The sequence below is a fragment of the Roseobacter insulae genome (assembly GCF_019375555.1).
GTDB lineage: Bacteria > Pseudomonadota > Alphaproteobacteria > Rhodobacterales > Rhodobacteraceae > Roseobacter > Roseobacter insulae.
In genome coordinates this window covers 171081-188922 of sequence record NZ_JAHXDN010000005.1, presented here as the reverse complement: position 1 = coordinate 188922, position 17842 = coordinate 171081, and the positions used below count along the sequence as shown (strand labels likewise).

Here is a 17842-nt window from a genome sequence, read left to right as displayed (position 1 = left end):
TGCTCTTGTCTGCATGCATACTCACCTGCTCAGATCAGCGCTGCAAGCAACATTACGCAGGTCGCGCCGAAGCCCACAAACCAGATGGCCGAGCGCCACGGCACCCAGCCGAAGGCATAGGCGGGCACATAGGCGACGCGGGCCGCGAGATAGATCCAGGCGCAGCTTCGGGTCAGCGGGCTGGACTGGTCCCCCAGTGTCACGATCAGCACCGCGATGGTAAAGAGGATCAGCGCTTCGAAATGGTTGTTCATCGCCCGGTAGAGCCGCGCTGTCCGTTTCGACAGCAGATCCGCCAGATCGCCGCCCAGCCGGTCGCGGTCACGCGGCGAGGCCGTCTGCCCCGGCTTCAGTTCCAGATTGGCGGGCACCGCCATCAGCACGAATTGCACCACCTGCAGAAGCGCCGCCAGCGCGAGCGCCGTCAGTTCCGGCGTCATAGGGCCAGCAGATAAAGCGCGATGGTGGCGACGATGCCCACCGTCCAGGCGAGGCTGCGGACGCCGGTGATGCGCAGCGCGTAGGCGGGCAGGTAAACCAGCCGGGCGATGAGGAAGACCTGCGCGGCCAGCAGGCTGGCGTTCGAGGTGCTGTCGGTGACCACCAGCAGCAGGACGGCGGGGGCAAAGAGCACCATGGCGGTGACGGAGTTGTTCAGCGCCCGGTCCAGCCGGGCGGCGATGCCGGAGACGCTGCGTTCCTCATCGCGGCTGGAGAGCAAATACCCCATGCCGAGCTGGGTCATGGTGCCTGTGGCCTGCAGGATCAGCGTCAGGATCACGAGAAGGCCGTAGAGGGCGAGGATGGTGATTTCGGTCATGTGGGTCTCCTGAATTGCTCTATTCGGTCGTTACTTTCGCCCAAGCCGGGACGCTTGCGGCCCGGCCAGCGCCCGACCGCCCCCGTTTTGCCGAAGGCAAACCTTTGGTTTGACGGGCGGGCACTTCGCTTCCGCCCGGCGGTCGCGCACCGGCCTCAGCATTATAAATCGTCGCGCGCATCAAAATCATATGATCCAGAGCTGGCGGCAGTGTCTTGGTCTAGGATCTGCTTATTTTTGGTTTCTGCAGCACTTGGTGGGAGTGTCATCGGGATAGAGAACTTGACGCGACTTGCCTCTTCGCTGCGTCGAGCATGTTTGCCATCAAGCCCGGCTTCGACAGAAAGAATTTTCAAGCCGGCTTTGCCGCCTCCACCACTTTCCGAGGTCGCGGAAACGGCCACGTCGAAATGAACGGTTTCAACACGGCGATACGTGTGTCCGGCATTGTTTTCCTCATACAGGTCTCGTTCTTGGACTGAGACTGGCGGATTAACGATTACCCCGAGTCCCTGGTACTGATTTTGAAGCTCGGCAGTTGCTTCAACAATGCCGCTGATCGTCTCCATTATGAATTCTTTTAGGTCCATTTTTGCCCCACCAGTAACTTACCAGGAAATAGCCCGAGGCCCCGCCTCGGGCCGCGCCCGACCTCCCCCACGGGGAGGGCGCACATACGTGCACCCCGGGCTGACGCCCCCTGCGGCCTCAAAGGCTCCCCCGGAGCCTTTGCAAGACGGCCTTCGGCCCGAGGTCGGGCGCGGCCCTCTGGTCGATTGGCGTGCCAGTTTACAAATCCATCAGCAGCCGGCGCGGATCTTCCAGCGCCTCTTTCACCCGCACCAGGAACGTCACAGCGCCCTTGCCGTCGACGATGCGGTGGTCGTAGCTCAAGGCAAGATACATCATCGGGCGGATCACCACTTCGCCGCCAATCGCCATCGGGCGGTCCTGGATCTTGTGCATGCCGAGGATCCCGGATTGCGGCGGGTTCAGGATCGGCGAGGACATCAGCGAGCCGTAGACCCCGCCGTTGGAGATGGTGAAGGTGCCGCCCTGCATTTCAGCCATCGATAGTTTGCCATCGCGGGCGCGGGCGCCTTTCTCGGCAATCGCCTTCTCGATGGCGGCAAAGCTCATCGCATCGGCGTCGCGAATGACCGGCACCACGAGACCCGTCGGCGTGCCCGCCGCGATGCCCATATGCACGAAGTTCTTGTAGACGATATCCGTGCCGTCGATCTCGGCATTGACTTCCGGCACCTCTTTCAGCGCGTGGCAGCAGGCCTTGGTGAAGAAGGACATGAAGCCCAGCTTGACGCCATGCTTTTTCAGGAACAGGTCCTTGTATTCAGTGCGCAGCGCCATGACCTCGGTCATGTCCACCTCGTTATAGGTGGTGAGCATCGCGGCGGTGTTCTGGCTGTCCTTCAGACGCTTGGCGATGGTCTGACGCAGGCGGGTCATCTTGACCCGCTCCTCGCGGGCCGCATCATCCGCAGCCACGGGCGCGCGCGGTGCCGCCGCCGCAGGTGCGGGGGCGGCGCTGGCGGCTGCAATGGCGGCATTCACGTCTTCCTTCATCACGCGGCCATCGCGGCCCGAGCCGGTGACCTGATCGCGGCTGACCCCGGCCTCGGCCATCGCTTTCTTGGCAGAGGGTGCGTCCTCGACATCCGCGCCGCTGCCCGAGCCCGCCGGGGCCGCGGCAGGGGCCTCGGACGGCTTGGCGGGTGCGGCGGCCGCCCCCTCTCTCTGGCTCATGACCGCAAGCTTGCCGCCTGCTTCGATGGTTGTGCCTTCGGGGGCGAGGATCTCGGTGAGCGTGCCGGCGGCGGGGGCAGGCACCTCGACGCTGACCTTGTCGGTTTCCAGCTCGCAGAGCATCTCATCCGCGGCAACGCTGTCGCCGACCTTCTTGAACCACGTGCTGACGGTCGCCTCCGTTACGCTTTCGCCCAGCGTCGGCACCATCACGTCAACGGACCCGCCGCCGCCATCGCCCGACGCGGTGCGCGCGGCCGAGGAGGGTGCCTCTGCCTCCTTGGCGGCTTCCTTCCCCTTGGGAGCGGCCTTGGAGCCTGCATCGCCCTCGGAGATATTGGCGAGCAGGGCATCAACGCCCACCGTATCGCCTTCGGCGGCGACGATTTCGTCGAGTGTACCGGCAACCGGGCTGGGCACCTCGACCGTCACCTTGTCGGTTTCCAGCTCGCAGAGCATTTCATCGACGGCAACCGTGTCACCGGGCTTTTTGAACCATGTGGCGACCGTGGCTTCGGTGACGGATTCGCCCAGCGTGGGGACGCGAACTTCGGTGGTCATGTGTTTCTTCCTTCGCCCAGTTATTTCTGAAGTGTCAGCGCGTCATTCACGAGCGCCGCTTGTTGTGCTTTGTGCTGGCTGGCCAGACCGGTGGCCGGGGAAGCCGAGGTCGCGCGACCCACGTAGACCGGCCGTTTGTGCTTGGCCTTGATGCGGCCCAGAACCCATTCGATGTTGGGCTCGATGAAGGTCCAGCCCCCCTGGTTTTTCGGTTCTTCCTGACACCAGACGACCTCGGCCTGTTTGAAGCGTTCCAGTTCCTTCACCGCCGATTGCGCCGGGAAGGGGTAGAACTGCTCGACGCGCAACAGGTAGATGTCGTCGATGCCGCGTGCGTCGCGTTCTTCCAGCAGGTCGTAATAAACCTTGCCGGAACACATGACCACGCGCTTGATCTTGCTGTCCGCCACCAGCTTTGTGTCGGAATTGCCCTGCTGGGCATCGTCCCACATCAGCCGGTGGAAGCTCGACCCGGTGGTGAATTCCTGCGTCTTGCTGACCGCGAGCTTGTGGCGCAGTAGCGACTTCGGCGTCATCAGGATCAGCGGTTTGCGGAAAGACCGGTGGATCTGCCGCCGCAGGATGTGGAAGTAATTCGCGGGCGTGGTGCAATTGGCCACGATCCAGTTGTCCTGTCCGCACATCTGCAAAAACCGTTCCAGCCGGGCGGAGGAGTGCTCCGGCCCTTGCCCCTCGAAGCCATGCGGCAACAGGCAGACGAGACCCGACATGCGCAGCCATTTGCTTTCGCCGGAGCTGATGAACTGGTCGAACATGATCTGCGCGCCATTGGCGAAATCGCCGAACTGCGCCTCCCAGAGCGTCAGCGCATTGGGTTCGGCCAGCGAGTAGCCGTACTCGAAACCCAGCACCGCATATTCGCTGAGCATCGAGTCGATCACTTCGTAATGCGCCTGACCGGACTTGATGTTGTTCAGCGGATAGTAGCGTTCTTCGGTTTCCTGATTGACCAGACCTGAATGGCGCTGACTGAAGGTGCCGCGGGTGCTGTCCTGACCGGCAAGCCGCACGCGGTAGCCTTCGGTCAGCAGCGAGCCGAAGGCCAGCGCCTCCGCCGTGGCCCAGTCGATGCCTTCGCCGCTGTCGAACATCGTCTTCTTGGTCTCCAGCAGGCGTCCGACGGTCTTGTGCAAAGGAAAGCCATCCGGTGCCTTGGACAGGGCCGTGCCGACCTCCTTGAAAGTCGCCTTGGCAATCGCGGTCTTGCCCCGCTGGTACTGGTTTTTCTGCTTGTCCAGATGGGACCATTTGCCGTCGAGCCAGTCCGCCTTGTTGGGGCGATATTCCTTTCCGGCCTCGAACTCCTCGTTCATATAGGCCTGGAACGCGGCTTTCATGTCCTCGATCTCGCCCTCGGGGATCAGCCCGTCGCGCACCAGGCGTTCGGTATAGAGGCTGAGCGTGGTCTTTTGCCCTTTGATCTTCTTGTACATCACCGGGTTGGTGAACATCGGCTCGTCGCCTTCGTTATGGCCGAAGCGGCGGTAGCAGAAAATGTCGATCACCACGTCCTTGCGGAACTTCTGGCGGAACTCGGTCGCCACTTTCGCCGCGTGCACCACCGCTTCGGGGTCGTCGCCGTTGACGTGGAAGATCGGCGCTTCGACCACCAGCGCGTTGTCGGTGGGATAGGGAGAGGAGCGCGAGAAATGCGGCGCGGTGGTGAAACCGATCTGGTTGTTGACCACGATATGCATCGTGCCGCCCGCCTTGTGGCCGCGCAATCCGCTCAGCGCGAAACATTCCGCCACCACGCCCTGCCCGGCAAAGGCGGCATCCCCATGCAGCAGGATCGGCATCACGGAGGTGCGCGCATCGTCGTTGTTCTGGTCCTGCTTGGCGCGCGCCTTGCCCAGCACCACCGGGTTCACGGCCTCCAGATGCGAGGGGTTGGCGGTGAGGCTGAGGTGCACGGTGTTGCCGTCGAATTCGCGGTCAGACGAGGCCCCGAGGTGGTATTTCACATCGCCCGAGCCATCCACGTCTTCGGGTTTGAAGCTGCCGCCCTGGAATTCGTTGAAAATCGCCTTGTAGGGCTTGGCCATCACGTTCGCGAGCACCGAGAGCCGCCCGCGGTGGGGCATCCCGATCACGATGTCCTTGACCCCCAGCGCGCCGCCGCGCTTGATGATCTGCTCCATCGCGGGCACGAGGCTTTCGCCGCCATCGAGGCCAAAGCGCTTGGTACCCATGTATTTGACGTGCAGGAATTTCTCGAAACCCTCGGCCTCCACCAGCTTGCTGAGGATCGCGCGGCGCCCCTCGCGGGTGAAGGAGACCTCCTTGCCGAACCCCTCGATGCGCTCTTTCAGCCAGCCCGCCTCTTCGGGGTTGGAGATATGCATGTATTGCAGCGCGAAGGTGCCGCAGTAGGTGCGGTTCACGATGGAGAGGATTTCGCGCATCGAGGCGGTTTCCAGCCCCAGCACGTTGTCGATGAAGATGGGCCGGTCCATATCGGCCTCGGTGAAGCCGTAGGATTTCGGGTCAAGCTCCGGGTGCGGCGTGTTTTCGCGCATGCCCAGCGGGTCGAGATCGGCCACCAGATGGCCCCGGATGCGGTAGGCGCGGATGATCATCAGTGCGCGGATACTGTCGAGCACGGCGCGTTTGATCTGGTCGTCGGTGACGGCGACGCCCTGTTCGGCGGCCTTCGCCCGGATCTTTTTGTCTGCGCCCTTGAGTTCTGCCTCGGGTGCCCACTCGCCGGTGAGCGCCTGGGTCATCTCATCGCCCGGCTGCGGCGGCCAGTCGCTGCGCGCCCAGGAGGGGCCTTGCGCCTCACGCTTGACCGAGACCTCATCATCGCCCATCGCCTTGAAGAAGGCCCGCCAGGCGTCATCGACCGCATTGGGGTCGGATGCATAGCGCGCGTACATCTGTTCGAGGTACGCGGCATTGTGCCCCTGCATGAAGGAGGAGGCATGGAACTGGTCGTTGGGGGAGTGTTCGGTCATGGGGTTACCTCATGGCGTTCAGATTTTCGGACTGCTCTTTAGCAAGCATTGGTATGAATAGGATCAGCCACGGGGCACTACGCCAAACGCCTTGGAAGCCGTCGTGGTGAATGCCCATCGCTAAGGACATTGGGAAAATAATGGTGGCGAAAACGCTAAAAGCACTTGCGGCAGATAGCGGAAGAAAGAATGGGAGCTTCAGGTCGAGCAAAGTCTGCTTGGTGTCGACCCTACTGTTTTCGCGACGCTCCACCCCCGCGCGGCCAACCCGAATGAATACGGTGAATACGACGGAGGCAAAAAGAAACAGCATCAATCCCGGGACAAGAGGTCCTTGGTACCCTTTTGCAACCGCGAACTCCAACACCATTGGAATTAGTAGTGTGGAGACAAAAACAACCAACATTGATGCTGCGACTAAGGCGAAGTACCGCATTCGTGTCATTAGATATCTCCCACTCGGCGGCACCGTCGGGGAGCGTACGGCTTCCTCGTCTTACCAAGGGCACACCTACGGTTTGACGGGCGGGGGCTAATCGCCCCGTGCCTGTGGCCGGGGGCTGCCCTCAACGCGTATGCCCAACGATTGATCGAAGACCGGGGCTCCGCCCGTTCGGACCTCAAAGGTGCCACTGGCACCTTTGCCTCGCGTATGCTCGGATCGGTCTTGCGCCGGGGCTCCGCCCGTTCGCCGCTCAAAAGCGCCACTGGCGCTTTCGCCTCGCTTATGCTCGGTTCGCGGCTCACCCCCGTTCAATCGCCTCTTTCACAGCTTCGCCCAGCGTCGCGGGGCTGTCGGCCACAACGATGCCAGCTGCGCGCATGGCGTCGATCTTGTCTTCGGCACCGCCTTTGCCGCCGGCGACGATGGCGCCCGCGTGGCCCATGCGGCGGCCGGGAGGGGCTGTGCGGCCGGCGATAAAGCCTGCGGTGGGCTTCCAGCGGCCCTTTTTCTTCTCGTCCGCCAAGAACTGCGCTGCATCCTCTTCGGCGCTGCCACCGATTTCGCCAATCATGATAATGCTTTGCGTCTCGTCATCGGCCAGAAACATTTCCAAAACGTCAATATGCTCGGTGCCCTTGATCGGGTCACCGCCGATGCCCACCGCCGATGACTGGCCGTAGCCCAGATCGGTGGTCTGCTTCACCGCCTCGTAGGTCAAAGTCCCTGAACGCGAGACCACGCCGCAGGAGCCGCGCTTGTGGATATGTCCGGGCATAATGCCGATTTTACACGCATCCGGTGTGATCACCCCGGGGCAATTCGGCCCGACCAGTCGGGATTTGGACCCTTCCAGCGCGCGCTGCACTGTCATCATGTCCAGGACCGGGATGCCTTCGGTGATGCAGACGATGAGCTCCATCTCCGCATCGATGGCCTCCAGTATGGAATCGGCGGCGAAGGGCGGCGGCACGTAGATCACGCTCGCATTGGCCTGCGTTTTCGCCTTGGCCTCATGCACCGAGTTGAAGACCGGCAGCTCCAGATGTGTCTGCCCGCCCTTGCCCGGCGTCACGCCGCCCACCATCTTGGTGCCGTACGCAATGGCCTGTTCAGTGTGGAACGTGCCCTGAGAGCCGGTGAGGCCCTGGCAGATCACGCGGGTGTTTTCGTCAATAAGTACGGCCATTTTGGTTCCCTTTTTGGTATTTCAAGGTCCGGATAAGGAGGGGAGGAAGCAGCATCATGATGCTCCCGCCTTGTGCAAAAGCACGGTGATGTTGTCGTCCAGGGGCAAGGCGATCCTGTTGACCAGCGTGGTGGCGAACCCGGCGCGACGGCAGGTTTCGGTCAGCGTGCCCAGCGTGAAATAGTTGACGTGGTCGGGGTAGCGAAACCCGCACCAGCTGGCACCGATGACCCGCCTGTTGATCGAGCCGAAGTTGGGCACGCGAATATAGACCGCGCCCGTGTCCTTGAGCGCCCGGTGCGCGCCTTTCAGCACGGTCATCGCCTCGGTCTCATGTTCCAGGTAGGAATTCATGATGATGCCGTCGAACTGGCCCGCGTCGAAGTCCCAGATCGCCTCGGCCCCCGCACCATGGGCGCAGTACCCGCCATGCGACCGCATGTAGGCATCGGCCTGGGCGTGCATGCCCTTTGACAGCTCGATGCCGTAGGGGGTCATCGGCGGGCGCACGCGGGAGCCCAGACCGCAGCCGATGTCCAGAACATGGCCATCGCTGAACCATGCGCGGTACTTGTCGTGCTTGTCGCGATGGGTCAGGCCCAGTTTCTTGCGCAGCGACCGGATGCCGGGGCTGAGGGCGGTGGATCCCCTGGAGGTTTCCTTTTTCTCCTCGTAGGTCTTTTCCCAGGCAAAATCCTCCTCCAGCGCTTCGTAGGCCACGGGGTTGCGTAGGTAGGTCATGTTGCAGCCGGCACAGTGAACCACCTGCCAGTCGTCAGGCGAATACTGATCCCAGGGCTGCGCATCGGTGGCCGAGCAGCAGGGGCAGGGGCGGGGCGCGGTATCCAGCATCTCAGCCGTCCTCCCATCCGGCGGGCAGCCGGTCGACCGCCATGAAGGTCCGGCCGTCGCGCAGGCCCACATGCACCACCGCGACCCGTCCCCGCAGCAGTTCGCGTCCTTCGATCAGCGCGGTGCCGGGCAGCGGTTCGTGGGTTGCGGGCAAGGCGATGGCAAAGCCGAAGACCGGCGGCGTCGCCATCTGGGCGCGCAGCGCGGCAATCGCGGCGTCGGTGTGGTCGCCATCAAAGGCCACTTCGCAGCGGCGCTCGATCTGCGGCGGGGCGTCCGGGGCGGGCTCCAGCGTGATGTCCCAGAAGGTCAGGGCATAGGGCAGTGGGCTTCCGTCGCGGCCCTGCAGGCGCGCCCGGGCTTCGGCTGCCGTCTGGCCGGCCTTGAAGCAGATTGCGTTGAAGCTCGCTATCGCGCTGTCGGCAACTGAGCCTGCCGCCGCCGTGCTGGCGAACGCTATGCATATGACAGCCGCTCGGATCATGAGGCCCCCGGCTGGAACAGGATCAGCGCATAGCGGTACCAGCCGAAGCTTTCGGTACGCTCGGTGGCGATCAGCGTCGGCGGATCGGAGGCCACGGACCAGGCCTGTTCGATGTTGCGGCCCAGCGGTTCGGGGTCGACGGGCCGTGCATCCGGGTAGGTGGCGGCGATGTAATTCCGGAACCGGGCGGTCTGGCCGGTGCGCGATTCCGCCTGCACCACGCACATGCTGTCGGATACCGCGACCGCCGGGCGACGGTCGTCGATCACGTAGGCGCGTGCGCCGGGCACCTCCTGTGGCAGGGGCACGTAGCCAGCGGCGCGCAGCGTGGCATCATCCCGCGGGCCTATGGCGCAGAAACGGTCAAAGGCGCTGACCATCACCGCGGGGGAGCTTTTCGGCACCAGATTGGCCCGCCACATGTTGCGCAGCTCCGCCGTATCGGGGGAGACCCCTTCGGCGGAGCAGGCGGTGAGGAGAAAGAAGGCCAATAGCGCCAAACCTTTCATGCCAGCCGCCGACCGGGGATATGTCACGCAACGCATTAAGAAATCTCGCGGTCAGGGAGGTCGGCTTTCGGTGCAGAGCTCGACGGCGGATATTCTGATTCAGCACCCGGGATTTGCATGTGGGGGCTGAGGGCTCGGGCATATGCCAAAATATCATAGAACAAATCATTGAAATTTGTCTTGAGTCCAACCGCCGTGACCCAGACCCCATCCACGCCTATCAAGGCATTTGGTTTGTGCCAAAACCGAAATCGCCAACTCAGTTTCATGCCCGTCAAATCGGCCGGATCGATGTTAATAATCACGCAGCGACTTCCAAGTAGCTTGTATTCCCTGACACCTGTAACGCTTGCCCAAGGGAGTTCATCGCGGCTGAATCGCAGGTCTCGCAGACCGGAAGGAGAGAGGCTGAGAATCGTTGCCGGCCGGAAAAGAAGGTCATTCAGAACGGTAAGGAGGCATGAACCAAAAAAAACCACGCCAAACCAGCCGTATGGTATTGTCCATGCGCCCCCCCTGGGGTCGTCGAGCATACCACCGTTTGCCACCGAATGAGCGAGTCCGATCAGCACGACGCAAATCAGTGCCAAGCCCAGATATGCCGCTCGCGATTTCCGAATTTCGATTGTTTTTGATGTGTTGGTCATCTGATGTGTCTTGCGTGGACGGTCGTGCCGTCTCGCGGCGTTTCCCAGGGATTGCGCGGATGCCTTAAGGTCTTTGTCAATTCAGACCCGCAAGGGTCGCTCTCAGCATTTCTGCGCACGCGTTGCCGGGGCTCTGCCCGTTCGCGGCTCGAACGCTCCACCGGAGCGTTCGCCGGGCGTATGCCCGGACCGCCGCTCACCCCTTCACGGCCTTCACGATCTTTTGCGCGCCGTCTTTCAGGTCGTCCGCGGCGATCACATCCACGTCGGAGTTGTTGATGATGTCCTTGCCCTGCTGCACGTTGGTGCCTTCGAGCCGCACGACCAGCGGAACCTTCAGGCCCACCTCTTTCACCGCCGCGACAACCCCCTCGGCGATGACATCGCAGCGCATGATGCCGCCGAAGATATTCACCAGGATGCCTTTGACATTCGGATCGGAGGTGATGATCTTGAAGGCTTCGGTGACCTTCTCCTTGGTCGCCCCGCCGCCGACGTCGAGGAAGTTGGCAGGCTCCGCCCCGTAGAGCTTGATGATGTCCATCGTCGCCATCGCAAGGCCCGCGCCATTCACCATGCAGCCGATCTCGCCATCAAGCGCGATGTAGTTGAGATCGTATTTCGAAGCCTCCAGCTCCTTGCTGTCCTCCTCCGTCACGTCGCGCAGTTCGGCGATATCGGCGTGGCGGTAGATCGCATTGCCGTCAAAGCTGACCTTGGCGTCGAGCACCTTCAGATCGCCGCCGTCGGTCACGATCAGCGGGTTGATCTCCAGCATCTCCATGTCCTTTTCCATGAAGGCCTTGTACAAGAGCCCCATCAGGCCGACGCATTGCTTGACCTGCTTGCCCTGGAGCCCCAGCGAAAACGCGATGCGGCGCCCGTGAAACGCCTGGTACCCGGAGGCAGGATCGACCGAGAATGACAAGATTTTCTCGGGCGTTGCCGCCGCGACCTCTTCAATGTCCATGCCGCCCTCGGTGGAGCAGACAAAACTGACCCGGCTGGTCTGGCGATCCACCAGCAGCGCGAGGTAGAGTTCGGTTTCGATGCCGGAGCCGTCTTCGATATAGATGCGGTTGACCTGTTTGCCGGTCGGGCCGGTCTGATGCGTGACCAGCGTGCGGCCCAGCATCTTTTTCGCTTCCTCGGCGGCTTCCTCGACGGATTTGGTCAGCCGTACGCCGCCCTTGTCCCCCGCATCCGCTTCCTTGAATTTGCCCTTGCCGCGACCACCTGCGTGGATCTGCGCCTTGACCACCCACATCGGCCCGTCCAGCGCGCCCGCGGCTGTCTTGGCTTCCTCCGCCCTGAGCACCACACGACCGTCCGAGACCGGTGCCCCGTAGCTGCGCAACAATGCTTTCGCCTGATATTCATGGATGTTCATGGAGTTTGGTCCCGTGCTGTTTGGATCGGTTCTTGGAGGATTTAAAGCGCTAAACGCGAGGGTATGGAACCTGTTTTCCCTAACGGAGGGCATCAGTTGGCCAAATTCCCCATTTTGTGATCACACGCAGAAATGCTGTGATCACAAATACGCGCCTGCCTTAATTTTCGTTGAATTGCAGGGATTCGCGCGCTGCGGATCACCGGGGGGCGACAAACAGGCTTTGCGCGGTCTTTACCATCTCTTGTTCGTACTTGGCCTGTGGCCAGCCGCGTGTCACCACCAGGTTTTCCCAGTTGGGTACGGTCAGCAGGGACCAAAGCGTGTCCGTCGCGGTTTCCGGGTCCATGTTGCGGGGCAGGTCATCGTCGTCGCGCAGCGCTGTGATCGCAGCCTCGCAGCCTTCGCGCAGGTCGTTCATGCGCTTGCTCCAAGCGGCATGGGCCTCGGCATCGCGCGGGGCCATATCCATCAGCGGACGTGCCACGCAGTAGATCTGCGGCACATAGCTGCACCACGCGGAGACGAAGGCGGTCAGACGATCCCGGCCCGATGCCGCAGTGCGGCTGGCGTGAAGCATCGCCGCCAGGTCGAGTTCAGCGTCGAGCGCCTGCGTGGCGGCGATGAAAAGGTCTGCGCGAGACGAAAAATGCAGGTAGATGGCCTGTCGGCTGACACCCGCCTGTCTGGCCACATCCGACAGGCGCACAGCACTGTTTCCCTTGCTGCTCAGCAGGGTGAGGGCCGCTTTCACGATGCGGTCGCGGGTGGGCAGTTGCCTTTTTGACATGGCGTCAAGGAACACCTCGCCAGGGCAATGTCAATCCTCGCACCCTCTATGCAGCTGGCAACAAAAAAGGGAGCCTGACGGATCAGGCTCCCCTTGGTCTTCTGGTGTCGATGATCAGGCCAGGCTGTTGTCGATCCCCTTGCAGGCTTCGACCAGCCCCTTGACCGCCTTGACCGAGTTGTCGAACATGGCCTGCTCGTCCTTGTCCATGGAAATCTCGACAACGCGTTCGATGCCTGCCGCGCCGATCACCGTTGGCACGCCGACGTAAAAGCCGTTCAATCCGTAAGCGCCATCGACATAGGCGGCACAGGGCAGAACGCGCTTTTGATCCTTCAGGTAGCTTTCGGCCATTTCGATGGCCGAGGTCGCGGGGGCGTAGAATGCCGACCCGGTTTTCAGCAGGCCAACGATTTCAGCGCCGCCGTCACGGGTCCGTTGCACAATCGCGTCGAGCTTTTCCTGCGTGGTCCAGCCCATCTTGACCAGATCGGGCAGGGGGATGCCGGCGACGGTGGAATAGCGCACCAGCGGCACCATCGTGTCGCCATGCCCGCCCAGAACGAAAGCGGTCACGTCCTTCATGGAAACGTCGAATTCAGAGGCCAGGAAGTGACGGAAGCGGGCGGAATCGAGCACGCCCGCCATGCCGCATACTTTCTCATGCGGCAGACCGGAGAATTCGCGCAAGGCCCAGACCATCGCGTCAAGCGGGTTGGTGATGCAGATGACAAAGGCATCCGGTGCATGGGCTGCAATGCCTTCGCCCACGGATTTCATCACCTTGAGGTTGATGCCGAGAAGATCATCGCGGCTCATGCCGGGTTTGCGGGCCACACCTGCGGTGACAATACAGACATCGGCGCCCGCGATGTCCTCGTAAGACTGCGTGCCGGACATTGCCGCGTCAAACTTGGCAGACGGTCCGCTTTCGGCGATATCGAGTGCTTTTCCCTCAGGGATGCCTTCTGCAATGTCGAACAGGACGACATCGCCCAGTTCCTTGAGCGCTGCCAGATGGGCAAGCGTGCCGCCGATCTGACCGGCGCCGATCAGCGCGATTTTGGGTCTGGCCATGAGTGTGTGCTCCGCGTTCGGTTGAGATTGCGCCTGTGCTATCCAATAGCGCGTGGTTGCGCAAGTTGACTTGCGCGGTTGTGTTCCCCGGCGCGGTATCGTGATCTCCGGTCAGGTGAGTCGGCGGCGTTCTTCGGAAGAGCGCCAAGATCCGCATGGAACAGAGGTGTCAGATGCTGGTTTTGGATTGGATGTTTTTTGCCGTTGCCGGGCCGGCGGTGGTGTTCGCGGGCATCTCCAAGGGTGGGTTCGGTTCCGGGGCGGCGTTCGCTGCGGCCAGTGTGCTGGCACTGGTCATCGAACCGGGGCAGGCGCTGGGCGTGATGTTGCCCCTGCTGATGCTGATCGACCTGTCGACCCTGCGACCCTACTGGCGCAAGTGGGACGGTGCCGCGGCACGTCTCCTGGTTCTGGGGGGGCTGCCGGGGGTGGCGCTGGGCGCGGCCTTGTACCGGGTCGCCGAGCCGGATGTCTTCCGGGTGCTGATCGGCGCCATTTCGATCGGGTTTGTGGCGTGGCACGTCGCCGTGGGCCGTGGTCTGGTGACGTTGTCCAAGCGCAGCCTGCCCGCCTGGGCCGGAGTTGCAGCAGGATCGGTGGCGGGGTTCACCAGTTTCGTCAGCCATGCCGGCGGGCCGCCAGCGGCCGTCTACCTGCTGTCCAAGAAAGTGACAAAAACCCAGTATCAGGCGACCACGGTACTGGTGTTCTGGCTGGTGAATATCGCGAAATTCATTCCCTATGCGTTTCTGGGGATGTTCACGCTAGAGACCGTAAAGGCCAATCTGGTACTGGCGCCCTTCGCCCTGCTGGGCGCCTGGCTGGGGGTTCGCGCGCATGATATGGTCCCCGAACGGGTCTTTTTTGCGCTGACCTATATTCTGTTGACCCTCACCGGGATCAAGCTGGTGTGGGACGGTCTCACCTGACGGCAGGCCATCCCAGAACCGTGTGCACATTCGCCGGCAGATGATGCCCGCCGGGTGGTTTAGGCGTCGTTGCCTTTTGCCGGCAGCGCTTCGGCAAGTGTCTCGAAAGACTGCCCGGACGCGACAAGACATGTCAGGCCATTCGGCGTTGTCACCGTAATGGTCCATGTGCCGGTCTCATCCGAGGCGAAAACCTCGATCACCGCGTTGTTGGCACCAAGCCCCATGGACTGGCGGGTTTCGCCGTATCCTTCGGCAAGCCGGTCAACGACGGCCTCGCGCGGTGCGCAGTTCCGCGCGTTCTGCGCAAGAGCGTCGGTTGTGGACGTAATATAAATTGCGGCTGCCGCGCTCAGAGCGCCCAGATGCAGCATTTTTTTCATGCGTGTCATAATGTGTCTGCCTTCGTTCGAAAGGCTGCACCCGCTGTCATCTGGCCCAACCGGATTCCCGGTGATGACCGGGCGGCCCCGGTTCAAGATTAATGCCTGCGATATCCCATTCATTTGAAAGGTCAGCGGCCTTGCTGATACATCCGTTCGCCGAGATATCCGACGCAGGCAGCATCCGCTTCAGGGTTGAAATAATGGTTAATCGACCGAACGGAAAAAGATTGCATTTGATCTTTGCTGCGCCGCGGCACAAAATCTCTTGAACTTTCCGTAAAAAAATGCGCAGTTCTGCGCAACTTTGTAACCTTGCAGTTTGAGTGGAACCGCTCCGATGCCCGCCAACCTACGCCCTTTGCGATCCGTCCTCTATATTCCGGGCTCCAAAGCCCGCGCTTTGGAAAAAGCCAGAAGCCTGCCGACGGATGCCATCATCTTCGATCTTGAGGACGCGGTGGCGCCGGACGAAAAGACCGCTGCCCGGGATCTGCTTGCCGAGGCCCTCGCGACCGGCGGGTACGGGCCGCGCATGATCATCGTCCGCATCAACGCGCTGTCCACACCTTGGGGCACCGACGATGCCGCAGCCGCCAAATCCATGGGGGCTGATGCGATCCTGCTGCCCAAGGTTGATGGACCTGATGATCTGGATGCGCTCGCCGCAATCACCGGCGACGTGCCGCTTTGGGCGATGATGGAGACACCGATGGGGATGCTCCATGCCGCGGCCATTGCGGGCCATCCTCTGTGCCAGGGGATGGTGATGGGCACCAATGATCTGGCCAAGGACATGAACGCCAGATCCCGTGCGGACCGCCTGCCAATGCTGCCGGGCCTCGGCCTGTGCCTGCTGGCCGCGAAGGCGCATGGCATTGCCATCGTCGACGGGGTCTACAACGCCTTCAAGGATGATGACGGTCTGTCGGTGGAATGCGCGCAGGGGCGTGACATGGGATTCGACGGAAAGACCCTGATCCATCCCGCGCAGCTGGAGATCGCGAATGCGGCGTTCTCGCCGACGGATGCGGACCTTGAACTTGCCACCCGTCAGATCGAAGCCTACGAGGCCGCGGTCGCCGAAGGGCAGGCGGTGGCTGTCGTTGACGGGCGCATCGTTGAAAATCTTCATGTTGCCACCGCCCGCGAAACACTGGCAAAGATGGATGCAATTCAGGCCTTAGCAGCGGAGTAGCATCATGGTTTATCTGATCGTCGGTTTGGTCCTGTGGACCCTTGCACATTATTTCAAACGGATGGCGCCGGCGCGCCGGGCCTCGATGGGTGAGCCGGGCAAGCTGCTGGTGACGGCCGGCATCCTGGCCGGTTTGATTCTGATGATCCTGGGGTATCGCGCGGCGGAGTTCATCCCCGTCTGGCAGCCGCCCGCCTTCATGGTGCATGTGAACAACACGCTTATGCTGCTGGCGTTCTGGGTTTTCGGGTCAAGCGCGGCCAAGGGGGCGAAAGCCTGGCCTGCCACCAAGATACGGCATCCGCAACTGACCGGTTTCAAAATCTGGGCCATCGCGCATTTGCTTGCAAATGGTGATCTGGCCTCCGTGCTGCTCTTTGGCGGATTGCTGGCATGGGCCGTCGGGTCTGTGATCATGATCAACCGGGCAGAGCCGGAGTGGACGCCACCCGAACCTGCCGGTACCGCGACATATGTGCGGCTTGCGGTGATCAGCCTTGTCCTGTTTGCGCTGGTTGCGTGGGTGCATGTCTGGCTGGGCGTCTGGCCTTTCCCTGCCTGAAACGAGGAGACCTCAATGCGACTATACCGGTTCCTGTCCGAAGCGGATACATCCGCGTTCTGCCACAAGGTGACGGAGGCGTTGAACAAGGGATGGGAATTATATGGTGATCCGACCCAGACTTTCGATCATGCCAGCGGCGTCATGCGGTGCGGGCAGGCGGTGATCAAGGAGGTGGACGGCACCTATACGCCCGACATCAAGCTGGGCGCGCAGTAATGGCGGCCAAAACCAACCCCGGCCGTTTTTTCGAAGACTACGCCGTCGGGCAGGTGATAGACCACGCGGTGCCGCGCACGGTGCAGACCGGTGAGCGGGCGCTGTACCATATGCTCTATCCCGCGCGCCATGCGCTCTATTCCTCGGACCTGTTTGCGCAGGCCTGCGGCCTGCCGGCCAGCCCGCTGGACGATATGATCGCCTTCCACGTGGTTTTTGGCAAAACCGTGCCCGATATCTCGCTGAATGCCGTGGCCAACCTGGGGTATGCGGAAGGGCGGTGGCTGTCGCCCGTCTGGCCGGGTGACACGCTGCGGTCGGTATCTGAAGTCATTGGTGTGAAAGAGAACTCCAATGGCAAAACCGGTGTTGTCTGGGTGCGGACCAAGGGCGTCAACCAGCACGGCGCGGTTGTTCTGGAATACGTGCGCTGGGTGATGGTGCGCAAGCGGGACGCCGCAAGCGACGCGCCCGAAACGGTAGTCCCGGAGCTGTCACAGGTGATTCCCGCCGAGCAGCTGGTGATCCCGAAGGGCCTCGATTTCACCGCTTACGATTTCACCCTCGCGGGCGAACCGCACCGCTGGGGCGACTATGAGGTGGGCGAGCAGATCGACCACGTAGACGGTGTGACCGTCGAAGAAGCAGAACATATGATGGCCACCCGCCTGTGGCAGAACACGGCGAAGGTGCATTTCGACACAACCGCCCGCCCGGACGGGTCGCGGCTGATCTACGGCGGGCATGTGATCTCCATGGCGCGGGCGCTCAGCTTCAACGGGCTGGCCAATGCGCAGATGGTTGTCGGCCTGAACGGCGGCGCCCATGCCAACCCCTGCCTTGCAGGCGATACCGTGCGCGCATGGTCCGAGGTTCTGGACAAGGCCGAAACCGGCGCGCCGGGGGTCGGCGCGCTGCGACTGCGGCTGGTGGCGACCAAGGGCGGTGCCCCCTTCTCGCTGAAGGGCGCGGATGGTAAGTATTTGCCCGATGTCTTGCTTGATCTGGATTACTGGGCGCTTGTGCCGTTGTGACCATGGCGTGCCGT

General features: G+C 62.2%; 20 protein-coding genes. 5 read left to right on the top strand and 15 right to left on the bottom strand.

Translation table 11 applies throughout. The features are described from left to right. Positions 1–29: 29 nt before the first annotated feature. The 14 genes from KX928_RS18060 to mdh form a co-directional block, all read right to left on the bottom strand. A complete protein-coding gene (locus KX928_RS18060) occupies positions 30–440 on the bottom strand; it encodes an MAPEG family protein (protein WP_219505508.1) in 411 nt (136 codons plus the stop codon). After that, positions 437–820, bottom strand: a complete 384-nt coding sequence (locus KX928_RS18055) for an MAPEG family protein (RefSeq protein ID WP_219505507.1) — start codon at positions 818–820, stop codon at positions 437–439. Before KX928_RS18055 ends, KX928_RS18060 begins: the two co-directional genes overlap by 4 nt. 161 nt (positions 821–981) lie before the next feature. After that, on the bottom strand, positions 982–1389 hold the full coding sequence (locus KX928_RS18050) for a hypothetical protein (RefSeq protein WP_219505505.1): 408 nt from the start codon (positions 1387–1389) through the stop codon (positions 982–984). A gap of 220 nt (positions 1390–1609) precedes the next feature. Next, positions 1610–3145, bottom strand: a complete 1536-nt coding sequence (gene odhB, locus KX928_RS18045) for a 2-oxoglutarate dehydrogenase complex dihydrolipoyllysine-residue succinyltransferase (RefSeq protein WP_219505503.1) — start codon at positions 3143–3145, stop codon at positions 1610–1612. Between the two features lie 20 nt (positions 3146–3165). After that, on the bottom strand, positions 3166–6123 hold the full coding sequence (locus KX928_RS18040; protein ID WP_219505502.1) for a 2-oxoglutarate dehydrogenase E1 component: 2958 nt from the start codon (positions 6121–6123) through the stop codon (positions 3166–3168). A gap of 4 nt (positions 6124–6127) precedes the next feature. Continuing rightward, entirely contained in the window at positions 6128–6568 is a 441-nt protein-coding gene (locus KX928_RS18035; RefSeq protein ID WP_219505500.1) for a hypothetical protein, read from the bottom strand. Between the two features lie 298 nt (positions 6569–6866). Continuing rightward, complete coding sequence (gene sucD / locus KX928_RS18030) at positions 6867–7754, bottom strand: succinate--CoA ligase subunit alpha (RefSeq protein WP_219505498.1); 888 nt, start codon at positions 7752–7754, stop codon at positions 6867–6869. A gap of 54 nt (positions 7755–7808) precedes the next feature. Further along, on the bottom strand, positions 7809–8606 hold the full coding sequence (locus KX928_RS18025) for a class I SAM-dependent methyltransferase (protein ID WP_219505496.1): 798 nt from the start codon (positions 8604–8606) through the stop codon (positions 7809–7811). Between the two features lies 1 nt (position 8607). Beyond that, entirely contained in the window at positions 8608–9090 is a 483-nt protein-coding gene (locus tag KX928_RS18020; protein ID WP_219505494.1) for a hypothetical protein, read from the bottom strand. Beyond that, positions 9087–9599 (bottom strand): hypothetical protein, encoded by a 513-nt coding sequence (locus tag KX928_RS18015; protein WP_219505492.1) that lies wholly within the window; start codon positions 9597–9599, stop codon positions 9087–9089. The genes KX928_RS18020 and KX928_RS18015 overlap by 4 nt, the downstream gene beginning before the upstream one ends. Positions 9600–9634: 35 nt before the next feature. Next, positions 9635–10246: an STM3941 family protein gene (locus KX928_RS18010; protein ID WP_219505491.1), complete on the bottom strand. Its 612-nt coding sequence runs from the start codon at positions 10244–10246 to the stop codon at positions 9635–9637. Between the two features lie 196 nt (positions 10247–10442). Further along, complete coding sequence (gene sucC / locus KX928_RS18005) at positions 10443–11636, bottom strand: ADP-forming succinate--CoA ligase subunit beta (protein WP_219505489.1); 1194 nt, start codon at positions 11634–11636, stop codon at positions 10443–10445. Positions 11637–11835: 199 nt separating this feature from the next. Beyond that, the gene (locus KX928_RS18000) at positions 11836–12426 is read right to left on the bottom strand and encodes a TetR/AcrR family transcriptional regulator (protein WP_219505487.1); all 591 of its coding nucleotides are present in this window, start codon (positions 12424–12426) and stop codon (positions 11836–11838) included. 114 nt (positions 12427–12540) lie between these two features. After that, a complete protein-coding gene (gene mdh / locus KX928_RS17995; RefSeq protein ID WP_219505485.1) occupies positions 12541–13503 on the bottom strand; it encodes a malate dehydrogenase in 963 nt (320 codons plus the stop codon). Between the two features lie 173 nt (positions 13504–13676). On the opposite strand from mdh, the gene KX928_RS17990 reads away from it, so the two are divergent. Then, positions 13677–14432: a sulfite exporter TauE/SafE family protein gene (locus KX928_RS17990; protein WP_219505482.1), complete on the top strand. Its 756-nt coding sequence runs from the start codon at positions 13677–13679 to the stop codon at positions 14430–14432. Between the two features lie 59 nt (positions 14433–14491). Here KX928_RS17990 and KX928_RS17985 read toward each other — a convergent pair whose 3' ends face one another. Then, positions 14492–14824 (bottom strand): hypothetical protein, encoded by a 333-nt coding sequence (locus KX928_RS17985; protein WP_219505480.1) that lies wholly within the window; start codon positions 14822–14824, stop codon positions 14492–14494. Between the two features lie 331 nt (positions 14825–15155). Here KX928_RS17985 and KX928_RS17980 point away from each other — a divergent pair, with 331 nt between their 5' ends. From KX928_RS17980 to KX928_RS17965, 4 genes are read left to right on the top strand one after another with little or no spacing between them, the layout of a single operon-like run. Then, entirely contained in the window at positions 15156–16013 is an 858-nt protein-coding gene (locus KX928_RS17980) for an HpcH/HpaI aldolase/citrate lyase family protein (protein WP_219505478.1), read from the top strand. Between the two features lie 4 nt (positions 16014–16017). Then, on the top strand, positions 16018–16575 hold the full coding sequence (locus tag KX928_RS17975; protein WP_219505468.1) for an NnrU family protein: 558 nt from the start codon (positions 16018–16020) through the stop codon (positions 16573–16575). A gap of 15 nt (positions 16576–16590) precedes the next feature. Further along, entirely contained in the window at positions 16591–16794 is a 204-nt protein-coding gene (locus KX928_RS17970) for a DUF1737 domain-containing protein (RefSeq protein ID WP_219505466.1), read from the top strand. Further along, the gene (locus KX928_RS17965) at positions 16794–17828 is read left to right on the top strand and encodes a MaoC family dehydratase (protein ID WP_219505465.1); all 1035 of its coding nucleotides are present in this window, start codon (positions 16794–16796) and stop codon (positions 17826–17828) included. The genes KX928_RS17970 and KX928_RS17965 overlap by 1 nt, the downstream gene beginning before the upstream one ends. The last annotated feature ends 14 nt before the right edge of the window (positions 17829–17842 follow it).

Bases quoted from the DNA above. Each gene is read 5' to 3' on its own strand.
- KX928_RS18060 (WP_219505508.1), bottom strand. From the start codon at position 440: ATGACGCCGGAACTGACGGCGCTCGCGCTGGCGGCGCTTCTGCAGGTG.
- KX928_RS18055 (WP_219505507.1), bottom strand. From the start codon at position 820: ATGACCGAAATCACCATCCTCGCCCTCTACGGCCTTCTCGTGATCCTG.
- KX928_RS18050 (WP_219505505.1), bottom strand. From the start codon at position 1,389: ATGGAGACGATCAGCGGCATTGTTGAAGCAACTGCCGAGCTTCAAAAT.
- odhB (WP_219505503.1), bottom strand. From the start codon at position 3,145: ATGACCACCGAAGTTCGCGTCCCCACGCTGGGCGAATCCGTCACCGAA.
- KX928_RS18040 (WP_219505502.1), bottom strand. From the start codon at position 6,123: ATGACCGAACACTCCCCCAACGACCAGTTCCATGCCTCCTCCTTCATG.
- KX928_RS18035 (WP_219505500.1), bottom strand. From the start codon at position 6,568: ATGACACGAATGCGGTACTTCGCCTTAGTCGCAGCATCAATGTTGGTT.
- sucD (WP_219505498.1), bottom strand. From the start codon at position 7,754: ATGGCCGTACTTATTGACGAAAACACCCGCGTGATCTGCCAGGGCCTC.
- KX928_RS18025 (WP_219505496.1), bottom strand. From the start codon at position 8,606: ATGCTGGATACCGCGCCCCGCCCCTGCCCCTGCTGCTCGGCCACCGAT.
- KX928_RS18020 (WP_219505494.1), bottom strand. From the start codon at position 9,090: ATGATCCGAGCGGCTGTCATATGCATAGCGTTCGCCAGCACGGCGGCG.
- KX928_RS18015 (WP_219505492.1), bottom strand. From the start codon at position 9,599: ATGAAAGGTTTGGCGCTATTGGCCTTCTTTCTCCTCACCGCCTGCTCC.
- KX928_RS18010 (WP_219505491.1), bottom strand. From the start codon at position 10,246: ATGACCAACACATCAAAAACAATCGAAATTCGGAAATCGCGAGCGGCA.
- sucC (WP_219505489.1), bottom strand. From the start codon at position 11,636: ATGAACATCCATGAATATCAGGCGAAAGCATTGTTGCGCAGCTACGGG.
- KX928_RS18000 (WP_219505487.1), bottom strand. From the start codon at position 12,426: ATGTCAAAAAGGCAACTGCCCACCCGCGACCGCATCGTGAAAGCGGCC.
- mdh (WP_219505485.1), bottom strand. From the start codon at position 13,503: ATGGCCAGACCCAAAATCGCGCTGATCGGCGCCGGTCAGATCGGCGGC.
- KX928_RS17990 (WP_219505482.1), top strand. From the start codon at position 13,677: ATGCTGGTTTTGGATTGGATGTTTTTTGCCGTTGCCGGGCCGGCGGTG.
- KX928_RS17985 (WP_219505480.1), bottom strand. From the start codon at position 14,824: ATGACACGCATGAAAAAAATGCTGCATCTGGGCGCTCTGAGCGCGGCA.
- KX928_RS17980 (WP_219505478.1), top strand. From the start codon at position 15,156: ATGCCCGCCAACCTACGCCCTTTGCGATCCGTCCTCTATATTCCGGGC.
- KX928_RS17975 (WP_219505468.1), top strand. From the start codon at position 16,018: ATGGTTTATCTGATCGTCGGTTTGGTCCTGTGGACCCTTGCACATTAT.
- KX928_RS17970 (WP_219505466.1), top strand. From the start codon at position 16,591: ATGCGACTATACCGGTTCCTGTCCGAAGCGGATACATCCGCGTTCTGC.
- KX928_RS17965 (WP_219505465.1), top strand. From the start codon at position 16,794: ATGGCGGCCAAAACCAACCCCGGCCGTTTTTTCGAAGACTACGCCGTC.